This is a genomic window from Bacillus sp. FSL R5-0523, assembly GCF_037975295.1.
GTDB lineage: Bacteria > Bacillota > Bacilli > Bacillales > Bacillaceae > Bacillus > Bacillus subtilis.
Map to the genome: position 1 here is coordinate 2,362,724 of NZ_CP150251.1, position 17,357 is coordinate 2,380,080.

At 47.3% G+C, this 17,357-nt stretch carries 15 protein-coding genes; 1 reads left to right on the forward strand and 14 read right to left on the reverse strand.

Annotated elements, in window-relative coordinates; genetic code table 11:
- The 8 genes from bfmBB to NYE53_RS12005 all read right to left on the reverse strand — a co-directional run bounded on the left by bfmBB (position 1) and on the right by NYE53_RS12005 (position 10,072).
- On the reverse strand, positions 1–1,275 hold the full coding sequence (gene bfmBB, locus NYE53_RS11970; RefSeq protein ID WP_339244888.1) for a branched-chain alpha-keto dehydrogenase complex dihydrolipoyllysine-residue (2-methylpropanoyl)transferase: 1,275 nt from the start codon (positions 1,273–1,275) through the stop codon (positions 1–3).
- 22 nt (positions 1,276–1,297) lie between these two features.
- Positions 1,298–2,281 carry a 3-methyl-2-oxobutanoate dehydrogenase subunit beta gene (gene bfmBAB / locus NYE53_RS11975; protein ID WP_339244890.1) on the reverse strand — a complete coding sequence of 328 codons (984 nt, stop codon included), beginning with the start codon at positions 2,279–2,281 and terminating at the stop codon, positions 1,298–1,300.
- A gap of 13 nt (positions 2,282–2,294) precedes the next feature.
- Positions 2,295–3,287 (reverse strand): 3-methyl-2-oxobutanoate dehydrogenase subunit alpha, encoded by a 993-nt coding sequence (bfmBAA, locus tag NYE53_RS11980; RefSeq protein ID WP_339244893.1) that lies wholly within the window; start codon positions 3,285–3,287, stop codon positions 2,295–2,297.
- A gap of 21 nt (positions 3,288–3,308) precedes the next feature.
- Complete coding sequence (gene lpdA, locus NYE53_RS11985) at positions 3,309–4,733, reverse strand: dihydrolipoyl dehydrogenase (protein ID WP_339244896.1); 1,425 nt, start codon at positions 4,731–4,733, stop codon at positions 3,309–3,311.
- Between the two features lie 20 nt (positions 4,734–4,753).
- Positions 4,754–5,845, reverse strand: a complete 1,092-nt coding sequence (buk, locus tag NYE53_RS11990) for a butyrate kinase (RefSeq protein WP_049141231.1) — start codon at positions 5,843–5,845, stop codon at positions 4,754–4,756.
- A gap of 18 nt (positions 5,846–5,863) precedes the next feature.
- Positions 5,864–6,958, reverse strand: coding sequence for a branched-chain amino acid dehydrogenase (bcd, locus tag NYE53_RS11995; protein WP_003230309.1), 1,095 nt, complete (start codon positions 6,956–6,958; stop codon positions 5,864–5,866).
- Positions 6,959–6,969: 11 nt separating this feature from the next.
- On the reverse strand, positions 6,970–7,869 hold the full coding sequence (gene yqiS, locus NYE53_RS12000) for a phosphate butyryltransferase (protein WP_017696446.1): 900 nt from the start codon (positions 7,867–7,869) through the stop codon (positions 6,970–6,972).
- Positions 7,870–7,993: 124 nt separating this feature from the next.
- Entirely contained in the window at positions 7,994–10,072 is a 2,079-nt protein-coding gene (locus NYE53_RS12005) for a sigma 54-interacting transcriptional regulator (RefSeq protein WP_339244899.1), read from the reverse strand.
- 152 nt (positions 10,073–10,224) lie between these two features.
- Between NYE53_RS12005 and NYE53_RS12010 the strand changes: the two genes are divergently transcribed.
- Positions 10,225–10,461, forward strand: coding sequence for a DUF2627 domain-containing protein (locus tag NYE53_RS12010; protein WP_339244901.1), 237 nt, complete (start codon positions 10,225–10,227; stop codon positions 10,459–10,461).
- 42 nt (positions 10,462–10,503) lie between these two features.
- Here NYE53_RS12010 and prpB read toward each other — a convergent pair whose 3' ends face one another.
- Genes prpB through NYE53_RS12040 form a run of 6 tightly spaced genes read right to left on the reverse strand, consistent with a single transcriptional unit; the run spans position 10,504 to position 17,247 of the window.
- On the reverse strand, positions 10,504–11,409 hold the full coding sequence (gene prpB / locus NYE53_RS12015) for a methylisocitrate lyase (protein WP_339244903.1): 906 nt from the start codon (positions 11,407–11,409) through the stop codon (positions 10,504–10,506).
- Positions 11,410–11,425: 16 nt separating this feature from the next.
- Positions 11,426–12,844: a bifunctional 2-methylcitrate dehydratase/aconitate hydratase gene (locus NYE53_RS12020; protein ID WP_015251743.1), complete on the reverse strand. Its 1,419-nt coding sequence runs from the start codon at positions 12,842–12,844 to the stop codon at positions 11,426–11,428.
- Positions 12,845–12,858: 14 nt separating this feature from the next.
- On the reverse strand, positions 12,859–13,977 hold the full coding sequence (gene mmgD, locus NYE53_RS12025) for a citrate synthase (RefSeq protein WP_336154184.1): 1,119 nt from the start codon (positions 13,975–13,977) through the stop codon (positions 12,859–12,861).
- A gap of 33 nt (positions 13,978–14,010) precedes the next feature.
- Entirely contained in the window at positions 14,011–15,150 is a 1,140-nt protein-coding gene (locus NYE53_RS12030) for an acyl-CoA dehydrogenase (RefSeq protein WP_339244907.1), read from the reverse strand.
- 27 nt (positions 15,151–15,177) lie between these two features.
- On the reverse strand, positions 15,178–16,041 hold the full coding sequence (locus NYE53_RS12035; RefSeq protein WP_339244910.1) for a 3-hydroxybutyryl-CoA dehydrogenase: 864 nt from the start codon (positions 16,039–16,041) through the stop codon (positions 15,178–15,180).
- Between the two features lie 24 nt (positions 16,042–16,065).
- Positions 16,066–17,247, reverse strand: a complete 1,182-nt coding sequence (locus NYE53_RS12040; RefSeq protein WP_339244912.1) for an acetyl-CoA C-acetyltransferase — start codon at positions 17,245–17,247, stop codon at positions 16,066–16,068.
- Positions 17,248–17,357 lie beyond the last annotated feature (110 nt).

Consider the following 17,357-nt stretch of genomic DNA (forward strand, 5'->3'; position numbering starts at 1 on the left):
TTAGTAAACAGATGTCTTCTCGTCAATCGATTCTAAAATTTGTTTCACTCGTCCCAGGAATCGTCCGCACACGAGACCGTCAAGCACTCTGTGATCTAAGGACAGACACAGATTAACCATGTCTCTGACAGCAATCATGCCATTCTCCATGACAACCGGGCGTTTGACGATGGATTCTACTTGAAGAATCGCAGCCTGAGGGTAGTTGATAATGCCCATCGACTGAACAGAGCCGAACGAACCTGTGTTGTTGACGGTAAACGTGCCTCCCTGCATGTCATCTGCAGTGAGTTTTCCGTCTCTTACTTTTTTAGCTAGGCCTGTAATATCTTTCGCAATGCCTTTAATTGTTTTTTCATCAGCGTTTTTAATCACCGGAACAAATAAAGAATCCTCTGTGGCAACTGCAATTGAAATATTGATATCCTTTTTCTGAATAATTTTGTCGCCCGCCCACATGCTATTCATTTGCGGGAATTCTTTTAACGCCTGAGCGACCGCTTTTACAAAAAAGGCGAAGAACGTTAAATTAAAGCCTTCTGTCTTCTTAAAGGAATCTTTTATACTGTTGCGATATGCAACCATATTTGTGACGTCGACTTCCATCATCGTCCAAGCATGCGGAATTTCTGTTTTGCTTCGCTTCATATTGGAAGCAATTGCTTTTCTTACACCTGTGACAGGAATTTCTTTATCACCGGCTGCAGACGCAGGATATGACGTCTCTTCTTTTGGCTCAGGTTTTGATGCAGACTTCGGTGCAGGAGCTGCTGTTTTCGGCTCCTCAGGATTCTGTTCTTGCACGCCGCCTGTTTCAATTAAGCGCTGAATGTCTTTTCGTGTGATGCGCCCGCCGGCACCTGTTCCTGTTACTTGTTCAAGATCAATGCCATGCTCTCCGGCCAAACGGAGTACAGCTGGCGAGTAGCGCTTTTTATTGGGCTGATCAGCTGCTTCGGCACTTTTTGCAGCAGGCGTCTCATCGGCTTTTGAAGCAGCTGGCTGTTCTTGTTTTTGTTCAGCCGGATTCGCGCCTTCTGTTTCAATTTTGCAAATCACTTCTCCGACTTGCAGGGTTTGGCCTTCTTCTCCCACAAGCTCTGTTATCGTACCAGTAAAAGAAGACGGAACCTCTGCATTTACCTTATCTGTCATGACTTCCGCGATTGGATCGTATTTGTTCACTTTATCACCGGGGGCGATAAGCCATTTGCTGATCGTCCCCTCTGTTACGCTTTCTCCAAGCTGCGGCATCGTCATTTGTTCAATTGCCATGATTGTATCCTCCCTTACGTCTTTAAAACTCCGCTAATTCTCTCATCGCCGCTTCCACTTTATCAGGATTGACCATAAAGTATTTTTCCATTGACGGCGCATAAGGCATAGCCGGAATATCAGGACCTGCAAGCCGTTTGATCGGCGCGTCTAAGTCGAACAGACAATGCTCGGATATAATTGCGGCTACTTCGCTCATGATGCTGCCTTCTTTTGTATCTTCTGTGACCAAAAGAACCTTTCCAGTTTTGGACGCAGCTTCGATGATGGCTTCTTTATCAAGCGGGTAAACTGTTCTTAAATCCACCACATGCGCTGAAATGCCATCTTTTTCGAGACGTTCTGCAGCTTGTAAGGCGAAGTGGACACACAGGCCGTATGTGATCACTGTGATGTCGTCGCCTTCCCGTTTTACGTCAGCCTTGCCAATTGGCAGGACATAATCATCAGCCGGAACCTCTCCCTTTATCAGACGGTATGCCCGCTTGTGCTCAAAAAACAGCACTGGGTCTTCATCACGAACTGCGGCTTTTAAAAGCCCTTTCGCGTCATATGGTGTTGATGGCATGACAATTTTCAGTCCTGGCTGGTTGGCGAAAATTGCTTCGACTGATTGAGAATGATACAGTGCCCCATGCACGCCTCCGCCGTATGGCGCTCTGACGACAATCGGACAGCTCCAGTCATTGTTGCTGCGGTAGCGAATTTTAGCTGCTTCAGAAATAATTTGGTTGACTGCCGGCATAATGAAATCAGCAAACTGCATTTCAGCAATCGGTCTCATTCCGTACATTGCCGCTCCGATACCGACTCCTGCGATCGCAGATTCAGCAAGTGGCGTATCCATAACGCGCTCTTCCCCAAATTGTTCATAGAGTCCGGCTGTTGCTTTAAACACACCGCCTTTTCTTCCTACATCTTCCCCAAGGACGAAAACGCGAGAATCTCGTTCCATTTCTTCTTTCATCGCCAAATTGATTGCATCAATATATGACATTACTGACATTTGTTCTTCCTCCCTACTTCGCATACACATAATCAAGCGCTGACTCAGGAGCTGCATAAGGGGCGTTCTCCGCTTCATCCGTCGCTTCATTTACGATTGCCATAATTTCATCCAGCATGGTTTGTTCTATCTCATCGGACAGCAGGCCTGTTTCCTTTAAGTAAGCTTGATAAGTAAGCAGGGGATCACTTTTTTTCGCTTCCTCTACTTCTTCACGGCCTCTGTAGCTGCTGTCATCGTCATCACTGGAATGTGGTGTAAGGCGGTAAGAAATCGTTTCAATTAATGTCGGGCCTTCTCCTCTGCGTGCCCTTTCGCGTGCTTCTTTGACCGCTTGATAAACTTCCATCGGATCATTTCCATTCACAGTTACGCCAGGCATCCCATAGCCTATGGCACGGTCGGAAATGTTCTCACATGCGACTTGCTTATCGTAAGGCACTGAGATTGCGTATTTGTTGTTTTCACACATGAAAATAACCGGCAGCTTATGGACAGCGGCAAAGTTTGCCCCTTCATGGAAATCGCCTTGGTTTGAAGACCCTTCCCCGAATGTAACAAAGGCTGCGATATCCTTTTTCTCCATACGTCCCGCAAGCGCAATACCGACTGCGTGCGGCACTTGCGTTGTAACCGGAGATGATCCCGTCACAATGCGGTTTTTCTTTTGTCCGAAATGTCCCGGCATCTGGCGGCCTCCTGAGTTCGGATCTGCTGCTTTTGCAAACCCGGACATCATTAAGTCCTTTGCTGTCATGCCAAACGCGAGCACGACACCCATGTCTCTGTAGTACGGCAATACATAATCCATTTCACGGTCAAGTGCGAAAGCCGCTCCTACCTGTGCTGCTTCCTGTCCTTGACAAGAGATTACAAATGGAATTTTGCCAGAACGGTTTAACAGCCACATTCTTTCATCGATTTTTCTTGCTAACAGCATGGTTCTATACATATCAACGGCTTCCTGATCAGTCAGCCCTAGTGCTTGATGTCGGTTTGTACTCATTCAAACCCCTCCTTTATGCTTTTAAAAATGAATGGCTTTGCCATCTGCGGCAAGCGCTGCTTCTCCAATTGCTTCAGAAAGCGTTGGATGCGGGTGAATCGTTTGCCCGACCTCCCACGGCGTTGCGTCCAGCACTTTGGCAAGACCCGCTTCAGAAATCATGTCGGTGACATGCGGGCCGATCATATGAACGCCGAGAATATCATCTGTATCTCGGTCCGCCACGATTTTGACAAAACCGTCGCTTTCACCGTATACAAGCGCTTTTCCAATCGCCATAAATGGGAACTTGCCGATTTTGACATTATGCCCGTTCGCCTTTGCTTCGTCTTCGGTTAAGCCGACACTGGCAGCTTCAGGGCTTGAGTAAATGCACTTCGGCACAAGCGTCGGATCAAGCGGATGCGGATTGAGACCTGCAAAATGCTCAACAGCAATAATTCCCTCATGTGAAGCAACGTGAGCTAACTGCAGGCCACCGATTACGTCTCCGATTGCATAAATATGAGACTCCTTCGTTTGGCAGCTTGCATTGACTGAAATCATGCCATTTTCAGTAACAATATCGGTGTTCTCTAGACCAATGCCTTCGATATTTGCCTGTCTGCCGATGGAAACAAGCATTTTCTCAGCAGAGTAGGTAACGGTTTCTCCGTCTTTTTCCGCTTGTATGCTGATATCATCTGATGTTTTTGTCATTGTATCAGGCAGCACTTTTGCCCCTGTTATGAACTGGATGCCTTTTTTCTTAAGAAGACTTTCCATTTCTTTTGAAATCTCTAGATCTTCAGTCGGCAATATGCGATCCGCGTATTCAATAACCGTTACCTTCACACCAAAATCATGAAGCATAGACGCCCATTCGATACCGATAACCCCTCCGCCGACAATGATGATTGATTGTGGCAGCTCCTCCATTTGGAGCGCCTCATCTGAAGTCAGTACAGACTTACCGTCCGCTTCAAGACCCGGAAGCATTCTCGGTCTTGATCCTGTTGCAATGATCACTTGTTTCGGGATCAGCATGTCATTTTCTTCGCCATTTCCCCGCTCAACAGAAATTGTTCCCGGCAGCGGAGAGAAGATTGACGGTCCAAGGATACGTCCATATCCGGTGTACACGTCAATTTTTCCTTTTTTCATTAAATGATTTACACCCGCTGCAAGCTTATCAACAACGGCTTGCTTACGCTGCTGCACTTTTTCAAAGTTGAGGGACACGCCAGCCGTTTCCACCCCGAATTGATCGGCTTCACGAGCTGTCCGATATACCTCTGCGCTTCTAAGCAGCGCTTTACTCGGGATACAGCCTTTATGCAGACATGTTCCTCCGAGTTTTTCCTTTTCCACAACGGCTGTTTTTAAGCCGAGCTGAGCGGCTCTGATGGCCGCAACATAACCGCCGGTACCGCCGCCCAGAATGACTACGTCATACTCAGTTGCCATGGTGACTCACTCCTGTCTGTCTATTCAATACGATATTGTTTGGATTGCTCTTCGCCCAGCAACACTCTGAGCGCCCCTTGGGCAAGAGACTGCAGTTCATTTTCACCCGGATAGACTAAAACGTCTGAAATCCAATCTATGTATGATCTGATAGCAGAAACAAAGCTTTTGCCGTACGCAAGGCCTCCCGTCAGCACAATCGCTTCAACTTCGCCTTTTAACGCCGCGCTGGCTGCCCCGATTTCCTTTGCTACCTGATATGCCATGGCATCATAAATGAAGCGGGCTTTTTCATCGCCCCCCTGAATCATCTGTTCCACTTTTACTGCATCATTTGTACCGAGATAGCCTAAAAGTCCGCCGGTGCCAACAAGCTTTTTCATGATTTCTTCTTTTGTATATTCCCCTGAAAAACATAGATCAACAAGATCTCCCGCAGGCACTGTTCCTGCTCGTTCAGGACTGAATGGCCCCTCGCCGTGCAGGCCGTTATTGACATCTACCACTCGCCCGCGGTCATGGACGCCAATTGTAATACCTCCGCCCATATGGGTAATAATCATTTTCATGTTCTCATATCGTTTGCCAAGAGAGGCTGCCGCTTTACGAGCGACAGCTTTTTGGTTTAACGCATGGAAAATGCTTTTCCGTTCAATTTCAGGCATGCCTGAAACTTTCGCAAGCACTGACATTTCGTCTACGACAACAGGGTCGACGATATACGAAGGGATATTCAGGCCATCAGCGATTTCCCGCGCGATAATGCCGCCGAGATTAGAAGCATGCTGACCGGCGTAGCCGCTTTTCAAATCCTCAATCATCTCATCATTCACTACGTAGGTCCCGCCTTCAATTGGCCGGAGAAGGCCGCCTCTTGCGCAGACTGCATCAAACTTTGAAATATTGATTCCCTGTTCATGAAGCGTTTCGAGAATATGGTTTTTACGAAATTCATACTGATCAATAATTCGGTCAAATCGCTGCAGCTCTTCTATGTTGTGTCTCAATGTTTTTTCAAAAATACTTCTTTCGTTATGAAAAACACCGATTTTCGTTGAAGTTGAGCCTGGATTAATTGTGAGAATGCGTTTTTCGTCATGTAGCACTTTCATAACCTCCAGATCAATTTCTTAACGTCTGCTTAATACACTGTGGCCGTTTTGCAAAAACTGGCTTCTTGAGCGGCGCATGCGTTCAATTCGTTCCTCTGCCAAGCGGTCAGCCGCTAAATATGCAGGAATGCCGTCACGCTGAGAAATCTCTAGTACACGCTCGATATTGCCGTAAATGCCTTCAACTTTTTTCAATGCACGTTCTGCATTATAGCCGTAAAGCTCATCTGCCACGTTGATAACACCGCCCGCGTTAATCACGTAATCCGGTGCATAAACGATGCCCATTTCGTGAATTTGATCACCATGGCGTGTCTCTTTTAATTGGTTGTTAGCCGCACCTGCGATCACTTTCGCCTTCAGCTGTTTAATGGTGTCGTCGTTAATAGTCGCACCAAGGGCACACGGCGCATAAATATCGCAGTCTTGTGAATAAATGTCATCAGGATCTACAGCACGGGCGCCAAAATCTTCAACTGCACGCTGTACAGATTGTTTGTTGATATCCGTAACGATTAAGTTTGCTCCTTCTTCATGCAGGTGGCGGCAAAGGTTATAGGCTACGTTCCCAACACCCTGTACAGCAATGGTTTTTCCTTCAAGAGAGTCGGTTCCGAAAGCAGCTTTAGCTGCTGCCTTCATTCCTCTGTACACCCCGTACGCTGTGACTGGGGACGGATTTCCAGAAGAGCCGAAAGCAGGAGAAATCCCTGTGACATAGTCTGTCTCATCATGAATGATATCCATATCCTCGACCGTTGTACCCACATCTTCAGCCGTGATGTATCTGCCATTCAGCCCTTGAATATAGCGGCCAAACGCGCGGAACATTTCCTCATTTTTGTCTTTGCGTGGATCGCCGATAATGACTGTTTTTCCGCCGCCAAGGTTTAAGCCTGCCGCCGCGTTCTTATAGGTCATGCCTCTTGCCAATCTGAGCGCATCTTCAATTGCCGCTTCTTCATTTTCATATGTCCACATTCTCGTTCCGCCAAGCGCCGGACCAAGCGTTGTATCATGAATGGCGATAATCGCTTTTAATCCAGATTGTTCATCCTGGCAGAATACCAATTGTTCGTAATCGTATTTCTCCATATATTTAAAAAGTTCCATGTTCGTTCCTCCTAATGTGTGTATTCTTCAGATGCGCATATTGCCAGCGCAATGGAATAAAGTTTATTTTCAGCAGAGTCCGCTCTGCTTGTTAAAGCAATCGGTGCTTTTGCTCCTGTAATGACAGCCGCCACGCTGGCCTTGGCAAAATAAATCAGTGATTTATATAAAATATTGCCGGCCTCAATTGTTGGGACGAGAAGGATATCTGCGTTGCCCGCTACGTCTCCCGAAATTTTTTTCTGAGCCGCGGCAATTTGTGAAACTGCGTTATCCAAAGCAAGCGGTCCATCAACAATGCAGCCTTTGATCTGGCCCCTTTTGTACATTTGAGCTAGAGCAGCTGCATTCACGGTCGCTTCCATTTTAGGGTTCACCGTTTCGACCGCTGCAAGGGCAGCTGCTTTTGGCATATTGTTCCCCACTGCATGGGCCACATGAACGGCATTTTGCAAAATCTGCCGGAGCTCTTCCAGCGAAGGAGCAATATTCATTGCCGAATCTGTCACAAACATCAGCCGGTCAAAATCCGGTATATCGAAGACAGCCACGTGAGAAAGGACACTTGCTGACCGAAGCCCCTCCTGTCTGTTCAAAACCGCTTTAAGCAAAACAGAAGTCGGCACATTGCCTTTCATTAAAACGTCCGCTGTTTTATGATGCACAGCACGAACCGCTAATTTCGCCGATTCCTCAGGAGTATCGGCATGGACGATTTCCACTTGATGCCCTTGCATGGATGATGTCAGCTCGTTCAGTTTTGTGCTGTCGCCCGTTAACAAGAAACGGGCAGATAGGTGCTCGGCTGCCAGCTTTACAGCCCGGATCACTTCCTCATCCTCAGCATGAGCAACCGCAATGGTCTTATTTTTGTGTATCGACGCTTTGCCGATTAAATCTTTCAGCTTCATCTGTTACCACCTTTCTTGTTTCGACTCCGCCTTTTATTATGCAAGTTCCATGCCAGCTCTTAAGGGTGCTGTCATACCAGGTATATTGAAACATTCGTGCAGATGTTTGCGTTTATTCTGCAAATTATTGCATGCCTTCATTTGCAAGGCCATATTTATCCATTTTGTAATATAAGTTCCGAATGCTGACACCGAGAGCTTTTGCTGTTTTTGTCCGGTTAAAATGATGCTTTTCAAGCGTTTGCTGGATCAAATGCGCTTCAAATTTTTCTACTGCGACAGACAGCTTTTCGCCTTCAATATCCGGAAAATCAAAACCTGTCCCCTGATCTGTGTCATTTTCTTTTTGCTCAAGTTCAAATATAGGCAAATGATCTTTTTCAATCCATTCCATATGCGGATTGAGAAAAATCATGGCTCGTCCAAGGACATTTTCAAGCTCGCGTACATTCCCAGGCCAATGGTAAGCAGATAAGGCGCGCAAGGCTTGCTGCGAGAGCCCTTTTACATTCCTGCCGTAATCCCGGTTGATCTTTTGGATAAGTCTGACGCTTAGTGCTTCAATGTCCTCCAACCGCTGACGCAAAGGCGGAATGGAGATGGGATAGCGGTTGATCCGGTAATACAGGTCTTCGCGAAACTTTCCATCCGCCATCGCCTTTTCAATATTTACATTTGTCGCCGCGATCACTCTGACGTTGACAGGGATCGCTTTCGTGCCGCCCACTCTGACGATTTCCTTTTCTTGAAGGACGCGTAGCAATTTGGCCTGCATATTTTGTGTCAGCTCACCGATTTCATCTAAGAAAATACTACCGTTATTTGCTTCCTCAAATAAACCCTTTTTACCGCCGCGCTTCGCTCCTGAAAACGCACCATCCTCATAGCCGAACAATTCTGATTCGAGCAGGTTTTCAGAAAGGGCTGCACAATTCACGCGAATAAATTTATTGTATTTCCGGTCGCTTTCGTTATGGATGGCATGGGCGAACAGTTCTTTTCCTGTTCCTGATTCCCCGCGCAGCAAGATGGTTGCCGGTGTTTTCGCACCGAGCTTCGCCTGCTCAAGCGCAACCAGCATTTGCTCGCTTTTGCCGATAATGTCGTCAAACGTGTATTTCGCTTCAAGCGTGCGAATAATTTGTCTGGCGCGATTAAGCTCCGCTGTCAGCATTTTAATTTCGGAAACATCGTGAATCACGCCGACGCTGCCTTTCAAAATCCCGTCCACAATCACCGGTGCTACATTAACGATGACCTCTTTTTCATTCGGGCCGACCTTCATTCTGACACCGCGGACAGGACGTCTTGTTTCAAGCACCTTTAAATGCATGCTTTCGCCTTCGGAAATATCAGTGTTTGCAGGCTTGCCGATGACTTCTTTTTCAGAAAGCCCCGTCATTTTCGTATACGCTTTATTGATTAGCAGGCCGATGCCGTTTTCATCAACGACAGAAATCGCCTCATCGGAGGATTGAATAATTGCCTCCAGCATCGTACGGACCTGCTTTAAGTTGGTCACTTCCTCTGCCAGCTCGACCGCATCAGTGATATCTTTAAACACACAAAGAGCCCCGAGCAGACGTCCGCCTTCATCAATAATCGGCAGTCTTGTGGTCACAATTTGCAAATGGTCGCCTAACAGCTGCTTCTGGTTGTATTCAGGCACTCTTGTTTTTAAAATCCGCGGCATCTTAGTGCTCGGAATCACTTCTTTTATTGGGCGCCCAATGACTTCCTCACGTTTTTTCCCGACCATTTTTTCGGCCATATGGTTAAAGAGAATGATTTCTTCATTGATATCAATAAAAATCATTCCATCATGGGTGGAATTAAAAATTCTGTCATATTTATAGGTTTGCTCTTTTAGCATTTGAATCAGGTGCTGCTTTTCTTCCATCAGCTGAAAAACGATGTATGCCATTTTTCCCGGCATGACAATGGTATCTTTATGCTTTTTTTGAAGGAGCTCGTCAAACACGTCTTGATCGCCGGTGGTATGAATGACGATATCCGGTTTTTGTTGTATGTAAGGTTTCCAATCAGATGAAACGGCAATCCCATACTGTTCTGCTTCTTTCAATCCCGGCGCCTCGGGGTCTTTGTCAACTACGGCAATGATATCTATGATGGCTGTTTTAATCAGAATATGTAATAACGCCGTTCCCCTTTTGCCGGCACCTACTATCAGTACCTTTTGCATCCCGATACCCCTTTGTATGAAAAAATTTGCACACCTATTTATTCCGTTGCAATAATTTGCACAACCCTATGTTACCACGTTTTCTTCTCTTGACAAAATATTTTTTCCGCTGGACAATAAAGGAAATGAAAAGATAAAGGGGTTTTCTGAAGATGAGCCGACTTCTTGCGCTTTTAATATTAGTCATCCCCGGGGCTATTTCTGCTTTAGGCATTAAACTGATGAGAGATACACTTTTCGGCCATACAATCAAGCCATTTTCAGCTCTTTGGCTCCAAGGGTTTTCAGGATTCATCTTTTTTGCGATCGGCCTCTATGTGCTGGCCGGGTTCATTTTATACAGAGACAGAAAACGCAATCAAGTCAGCCCGCGATTCAGAAAACGATAGCTGAAAAAAAAGCCGGAGAATGCTCCGGCTTTTTTTGTTGCATTATTCGTCAGGCAAAACGGACTTGGCAATCGTTTTGTCTAACGCTTCATAGTCATAATAAGAAATCTTATCGTACAGTTCTTTTCGTGTCTGCATATCATGAAGTCCTTCTTTTTGTGAGCCGTGCTCCTTTATCAAACCAAACATCCGCTCATAAGCTTTTGCCGCCGCTCGAAGCGAGGTGACAGGATATATCACCATGTGAAACCCCATATCTTCGAATTCATCGGCACGATAATACGGCGTTTTCCCAAATTCAGTCATATTCGCAAGGAGGGGAACGGAGATACGCTCAGCAAACTGGCGGAATTCATTCTCCGCCTGTAGCGCTTCCGGGAAAATTGCGTCCGCTCCCGCCTCAATGTAAGCCTCTGAACGTTTTATTGCGGCATCAAGCCCTTCCTGCGCCCTGGCATCAGTACGGGCAACAACAATAAGGGAGGGGGCCGTTTGTTTAATGGCTTTTATTTTTTGCGCCATTTCCTTGATCGGAACTAGCTGTTTGCCATTTAAATGTCCGCATTTTTTTGGGAGCTGCTGGTCTTCTATTTGAACGGCTGCTACCCTGGCTTCAAGCATCTCCCGGGCTGTTCGGGCGGCATTTAACACACCGCCAAATCCCGTATCGATATCTACAAGCAGAGGCAGATCAGATGCACGCACAAGATCTTTGGCCCGTTCAGCTATCTCTGCCGATGTGATGATCCCTAAATCAGGCAGCCCCCTGCTGGCTGTATAGGCAGCACCGGACAAATAAATAGCAGAAAAACCGGCTTCTTTCGCAAGCAAAGCAGCCATCCCGTCATGGGCGCCGGGAATTTGAAGAATGTCCGGTGCTGACATCAGCTTGCGGAAACGCCCGGCAAGCTCCTCTTGTGACGATTGCTTATTGACGATCCACGACATGAAACAAATCCCCCTTTTACATGCAGAACATGTCTACGAATTCATTTACGCGCATCGTTTGTAATGTCTCATAGCTGGTACAGCGCTCATAAATGTGTTTGTGCTGTTTATCAGGAAAATGGGTTTTGAGATTGTCAGAAAACTTTTCCAGCAGTTTCGGCACTGCTTCCTCTCTTCGAAAACGATGGCCGAGAGGAAACTCACATTCCACCATTTCCGTGCTCGTTCCGTCTTTAAAATGAACCTGAACGGCATTTGAGATGGAACGTTTATCAGGTTTCAAATAATCCTCGGTATATGTTTTATTTTCAGTCACTTCCATTTTATCACGAAGTTTATCTATTCTCGGATCACTCGCTGTTTCAGCTTCATAATGCTGTGCAGTGATATCACCAAAAAGCAAACCGATTGCTGTAATGTATTGGAGACAGTGATCGCGGTCTGCCGGATTGTGGAGCGGGCCTTTTTTATCAATGATTCGGATAGCGGATTCATGCGTTCTGATGACAACACGGTCAATCTCGTCAATCCGGTTCTTTACCTGCGGGTGAAGAATGACGGCGCACTCCGCCGCTGTCTGGGCGTGAAATTCCGCAGGATAAGACACTTTAAATAACACATTTTCCATGACATAAGCGTCGAGCGGACGGGCAAGCTTGATCTCTTTCTTATTGAATAAAACGTCTTGGAACCCCCAACCCGGTGCACTCAGGGCTGTCGGATAACCCATTTCCCCTTTTAACGACATCAGCGCCAAATGAACACCTCTGCTCGTTGCATCTCCTGCCGCCCATGATTTACGCGAGCCTGTATTCGGTGAATGGCGGTAAGTCCTCAATGCTGCATTGTCAATCCATGCATTCGAAAGCGCATTTTTGATTTCTTCTCTTCCGCCGCCCAAAAGCTTTGCTGCAACAGCGGTTGTCGCAACTTTGACAAACAGCACATGGTCAAGGCCAACTCGATTTAAGCTGTTTTCTAACGCCAGCACACCTTGGATCTCGTGTGCTTTGATCATCATCTCAAGTACGTCGCGTACCGTTAACGGCTCTTTTCCTTCAGACAGCCTCACTCTTGATACATAATCAGCAGCGGCAAGGATTCCTCCCAAGTTATCGGATGGATGCCCCCACTCCGCCGCCAGCCACGTATCGTTGTAATCGAGCCAGCGAATCATGCAGCCGATATTAAACGCTGCCCTCACAGGATCGAGAACATATGACGTTCCCGGCACTTTGCTTCCATTCGGCACAGTCGTTCCTGGAACAATCGGGCCAAGCAGCTTTGTGCATTCCGGATACCGTAGCGCCAAGATCCCGCAGCCCAGGGTATCCAGCAATACATGCCCCGCTGTAGTATACGCTTCGGCACTAGTAATCTCTTTCTCAAGCACATAGTCTGTGATTTCTTCGATAACACGATCCGTTTTCGGCATTCTACCAGTTCCTTTCATGGTTTTGTTTGATATCGCGGGCCCATGTAACTGACACGGGGACGGAAGAGCCGATTATTGGCATGCTGTTCTATCACATGGGCGCATAAACCGGACGTTCTCGCGCTGAAAAAGACCGGCGTATATAAAGGAATCGGTATGCCGAGCATCCAATACACTGGGGCAGCATAGTAATCCAAATTCGGGTAAAGCCCTTTTTCCTTCTCCATCAGCCGCTCACCCGCTTCGCACATCTCATATAAACGATGGTCACCGGCTTTATCGCATAATTGCTGCAGCGCCTCTTTCATCATGAGTGCTCTCGGGTCCATTTTTTTCATATACACCCGGTGGCCGAAGCCCATGATTTTTTCTTTTCTTTTCAGTTTTGTTTGCAGAAGCTGCTCAAAATCAGATGTCGTTTTTGCCTCCAAAAGCAAATACATCACAGCTTCGTTTGCTCCTCCGTGAAGATTCCCTTTCAGGGAAGCGACAGCTCCAGTCAAAGCGCCATAAAGGTCTGAATGTGTAGATGCAATGACCCTGGCCGCAAAGGTTGAATTCGGCATCTCATGCTCACTGTACAGGACGAGCGACCGGTCAAAAATCTGTTCTTCCAATGAAGACGGCAATTTCCCTGTCATCATGTAGAGAAAATTCGCACTGTAGGATAGGGTTTGAAGCGGAAGAATCGGTTCTTTCTTATTAATGATCCTGTAGCTGGCAGCAGTGAGGGCAGGCATTTTCCCAAGAAGCTGATAGGCGCGTTCTTTGTTTGCGGAAGGAGACCGATCATCAATTTGCCGATCATAGCCAGCAAGTGCCGACAGGCCGGTACGCAGACTATCCATTGGATGAGTGTTCTCAGGGAGCAGCTCAAGCAGACGGAGATGATCAGCAGGCAGGCTTGCGGCACTGTTTATTTTACGTTCCAGCGTCTCCATTTCACTTTCTTCTGGCAGCCTGCCCTCCAGCAATAAATAGACAAGCTCCAGATAGCTTTTTGTTTCAGAAAGTTCTATTAAATCATAGCCTCGTATCAAAATCTGGCTGGACTGCGTGTCGAGATAAGAAATATGAGTTTCTGCCGCAATCACACCGTCCAACCCTGGAGAATAATGCTGGTTCTCCTCCATATCCTCAACCTCCGTTTTTGCGTTTTTTGTCTATCAGGTTCCGCCAAGCAAATACTTGGAAATAATCAGTCTTTGAATCTCGTTCGTCCCTTCATAAATTTGCGTCACCTTTGCATCGCGAAGCAGGCGCTCAACTGGATAATCCTTCATATAGCCATATCCCCCATAAATTTGAACGGCGTCTAACGCTGCCTTCACGGCTGCATCGGAAGCAAATTGTTTAGCCATAGACGCTTCTTTTCCACAATTTAGGCCGCGGTTATGAAGGTCTGCGGCGTGGTAGACAAGATGTCTTGCCGCCTCTGCCCTAGTCGCCATGTCAGCCAGCTTAAATGATATGCCTTGATTGGCTGCGATCGGCCTTCCAAATTGCACTCGCTGCTTCGCATAATCAACGGCATGCTCAAGAGCCGCCTCTGCAATTCCGAGGGCCTGTGCCGCAATGCCGATCCGGCCGACATTTAAATTCGCCATGGCAATGTGAAAGCCCTCCCCCTCTTTGCCAAGCAAATTGGCTTCAGGCACTTCTGCATTATCAAAAATCAGTTCCGTAGTATTGGAGCCATAAAGCCCCAGCTTTCTTTCTTTTTTTCCAACGGTAAAACCGGGTGTGTTTTTTTCAACAATAAAAGCCGAAATCCCGTGCCTGCCTTGATCTGGAGCTGTTAAAGCAAATGTGATATAGATATCAGCTGCTCCGCCATTCGTGATGAATATTTTCGATCCGTTTAATAGATATTTGCCGTTCTTTTTGATTGCTGTTGTGCGGAGGCTCCCGGCATCCGACCCCGAGTGAGGCTCCGTTAGTGCAAATGCGCCCAAATGGTCTCCTGACGCGAGCTTTGGTATATATTTCATCTTCTGTTTTTCGTTGCCGAAATACAGAATCGGATTCGTGCCGACTGAGGTATGAACGGAGAGTATCACGCCGACAGCCGCACTGATTCTAGAAATCTCATGAATCGCCAAAATATAAGAAACAACGTCCGCCCCGGCACCGCCGTATTGTTCCGGCACCGGTATTCCCATCAGTCCGTGTTCACCCATTTTTTTGATCAGCTGAAATGGAAATTCGTCCGTTTTCTCCATGATTTCCGCAGCGGGAGCAATTTCTTTTCGTGCAAAATCACGCACCATTTTTCGCATCATGACTTGCTCTTGGGTTACATGCAACTCGGCCACCCCCGGATGGAATAGACTTCAGGAAGTCCTCTCCTCATAGTCATAAAAACCGCGTCCGCTCTTTTTGCCAAGCCAGCCTGCTTTGACATACTTGCGGAGCAGCGGGCATGGACGGTATTTGGAATCGCCAAGGCCTGAGTGAAGGACTTCCATAATTGATAAACACGTATCCAGTCCGATAAAATCCGCTAATGCAAGCGGACCCATCGGATGATTCATGCCCAGCTTCATCACTTCGTCTATTGCCTCCGGCTTCGCCACTCCCTCATACACGCAATAGATGGCTTCATTAATCATTGGAAGAAGCACACGGTTGGAAACAAACCCAGGAAAATCATTGACTTCTACCGCTGTTTTCCCCATCTTTTTCGCTAATGCCATAACATCTAAGGCCGTTTCTTCTGATGTAGCCAAGCCGCGAATCACTTCAACCAGCTTCATTACAGGGACGGGATTCATAAAATGCATGCCAATAACCCGTTGAGGCCGGCTTGTTACAGCAGCGATTTCTGTAATAGGCAAGGAAGATGTATTGCTGGCCAAAATCGTATGAGGCGGGCACATGCGATCAAGTGTTTTAAACATCTCAGTTTTTGCCGCCATGTTTTCTGCGATAGCCTCAATCACAATGTCCGCATGCTCTGCCTCCTCAAGCGTTTGAGAAATCGAAATGCGGCTGATTACGCTCTTCACTTCCGTCTCGGTCCTTTTTCCTTTCTCAGCATCGCGGGCCAGCTGTTTCTTCAGCCGTTTCAATCCTGCCTCCGCGGCCTCTGGATTTACATCATATATCCGCACATAAAAGCCCGCGTCGGCAGCTGTTTGAGCAATTCCGCTTCCCATCTGACCTGCGCCAGCTACCATGATTTGTTTGATTTCCATTCAAATCCCCTTTTTCATCATGTTTTAATGAACCTGCACTAAGACGGCGTCTCCCTGTGCTGCCCCGCTGCAAATAGCGGCAACGCCCAGCCCCCCTCCCCGCCGCTTTAATTCATAAACAAGCGTCATGAGAATTCTCGCCCCGCTCGCGCCGATCGGATGGCCGAGCGCGATCGCACCGCCATTTACATTTACTTTTTCAAGATCGAAACCTACGATTTTTTCACATGTCAAAACAACTGAAGCAAAAGCTTCATTTACTTCAAACAAGTCAATATCTTGGACAGTTAAACCGTTCTTTTTCAGGAGCTTGTTAATGGCAAATCCCGGCGCTGCCGCCAGCTCGTGCGCTGGCATTCCCGTAGTTGAAAAACCAAGAATTGTAGCCAGAGGCCGTTTGCCAAGCTCGGCAGCTTTTTCCTCAGACATCAGCACGAACGCGCCGGCTCCGTCATTGACCCCGGGAGCATTGCCGGCTGTGATAGAACCGTCACTTGTATAAATCGGAGCAAGTTTCGCGAGCTGATCCAGACTTGTGTCACGGCGAATCCCTTCATCTTTATCAACAACGTTTGGTTTTCCTTTTCGGCCGATCCAGTTGACGGGAACAATTTCATCCTGAAACTTCCCTTCATCGGCTGCCTTAGCTGCCCTTGCATGACTTCTCAACGCCCATTCGTCCTGCTCCCTTCGTGAGATTGCATATTCCTTGGCAGCTGTATTTCCGTGAACAGCCATGTGCACCTCGTCAAACGCGCACGTTAATCCGTCATACACCATTAAGTCCCTAAGCTCGCCGTCCCCCATCCGTGCTCCCCAGCGCCCGGCGGGAACGGCATACGGAATATTGCTCATGCTTTCCATTCCCCCGGCAACAAGTATATCCGCATCCTGCGCCCGAATCATTTGATCACATAAAGTGACAGCGCGAAGGCCGGAAGCACAGACTTTATTCAGTGTTTCTGACGGCACACTCCAAGGCATTCCCGCCAGACGGGCAGCTTGACGGGAAGGTATCTGCCCTGAGCCGGCCTGGACAACCATGCCCATGACGTTTCCTTCTACATCATTTCCAGAGACTCCAGCCCGTTTCATCGCCTCCTTCATCACAATGCCCCCAAGCTCAGCAGCTTTCACCTCTTTCAAAACTCCGCCGAATTTGCCAAATGGCGTTCTTGCAGCACTTACAATGACTGTTTTCCTCATGGTTTCACCTCATTCAGAAGATAGATAGCGCTTACAATTTCTAGTTGTCTTCTATGAATGTATGCTTTGAAACGGGCATGAATGAATGAAAAAAGAAGGCTGCGTCAAAC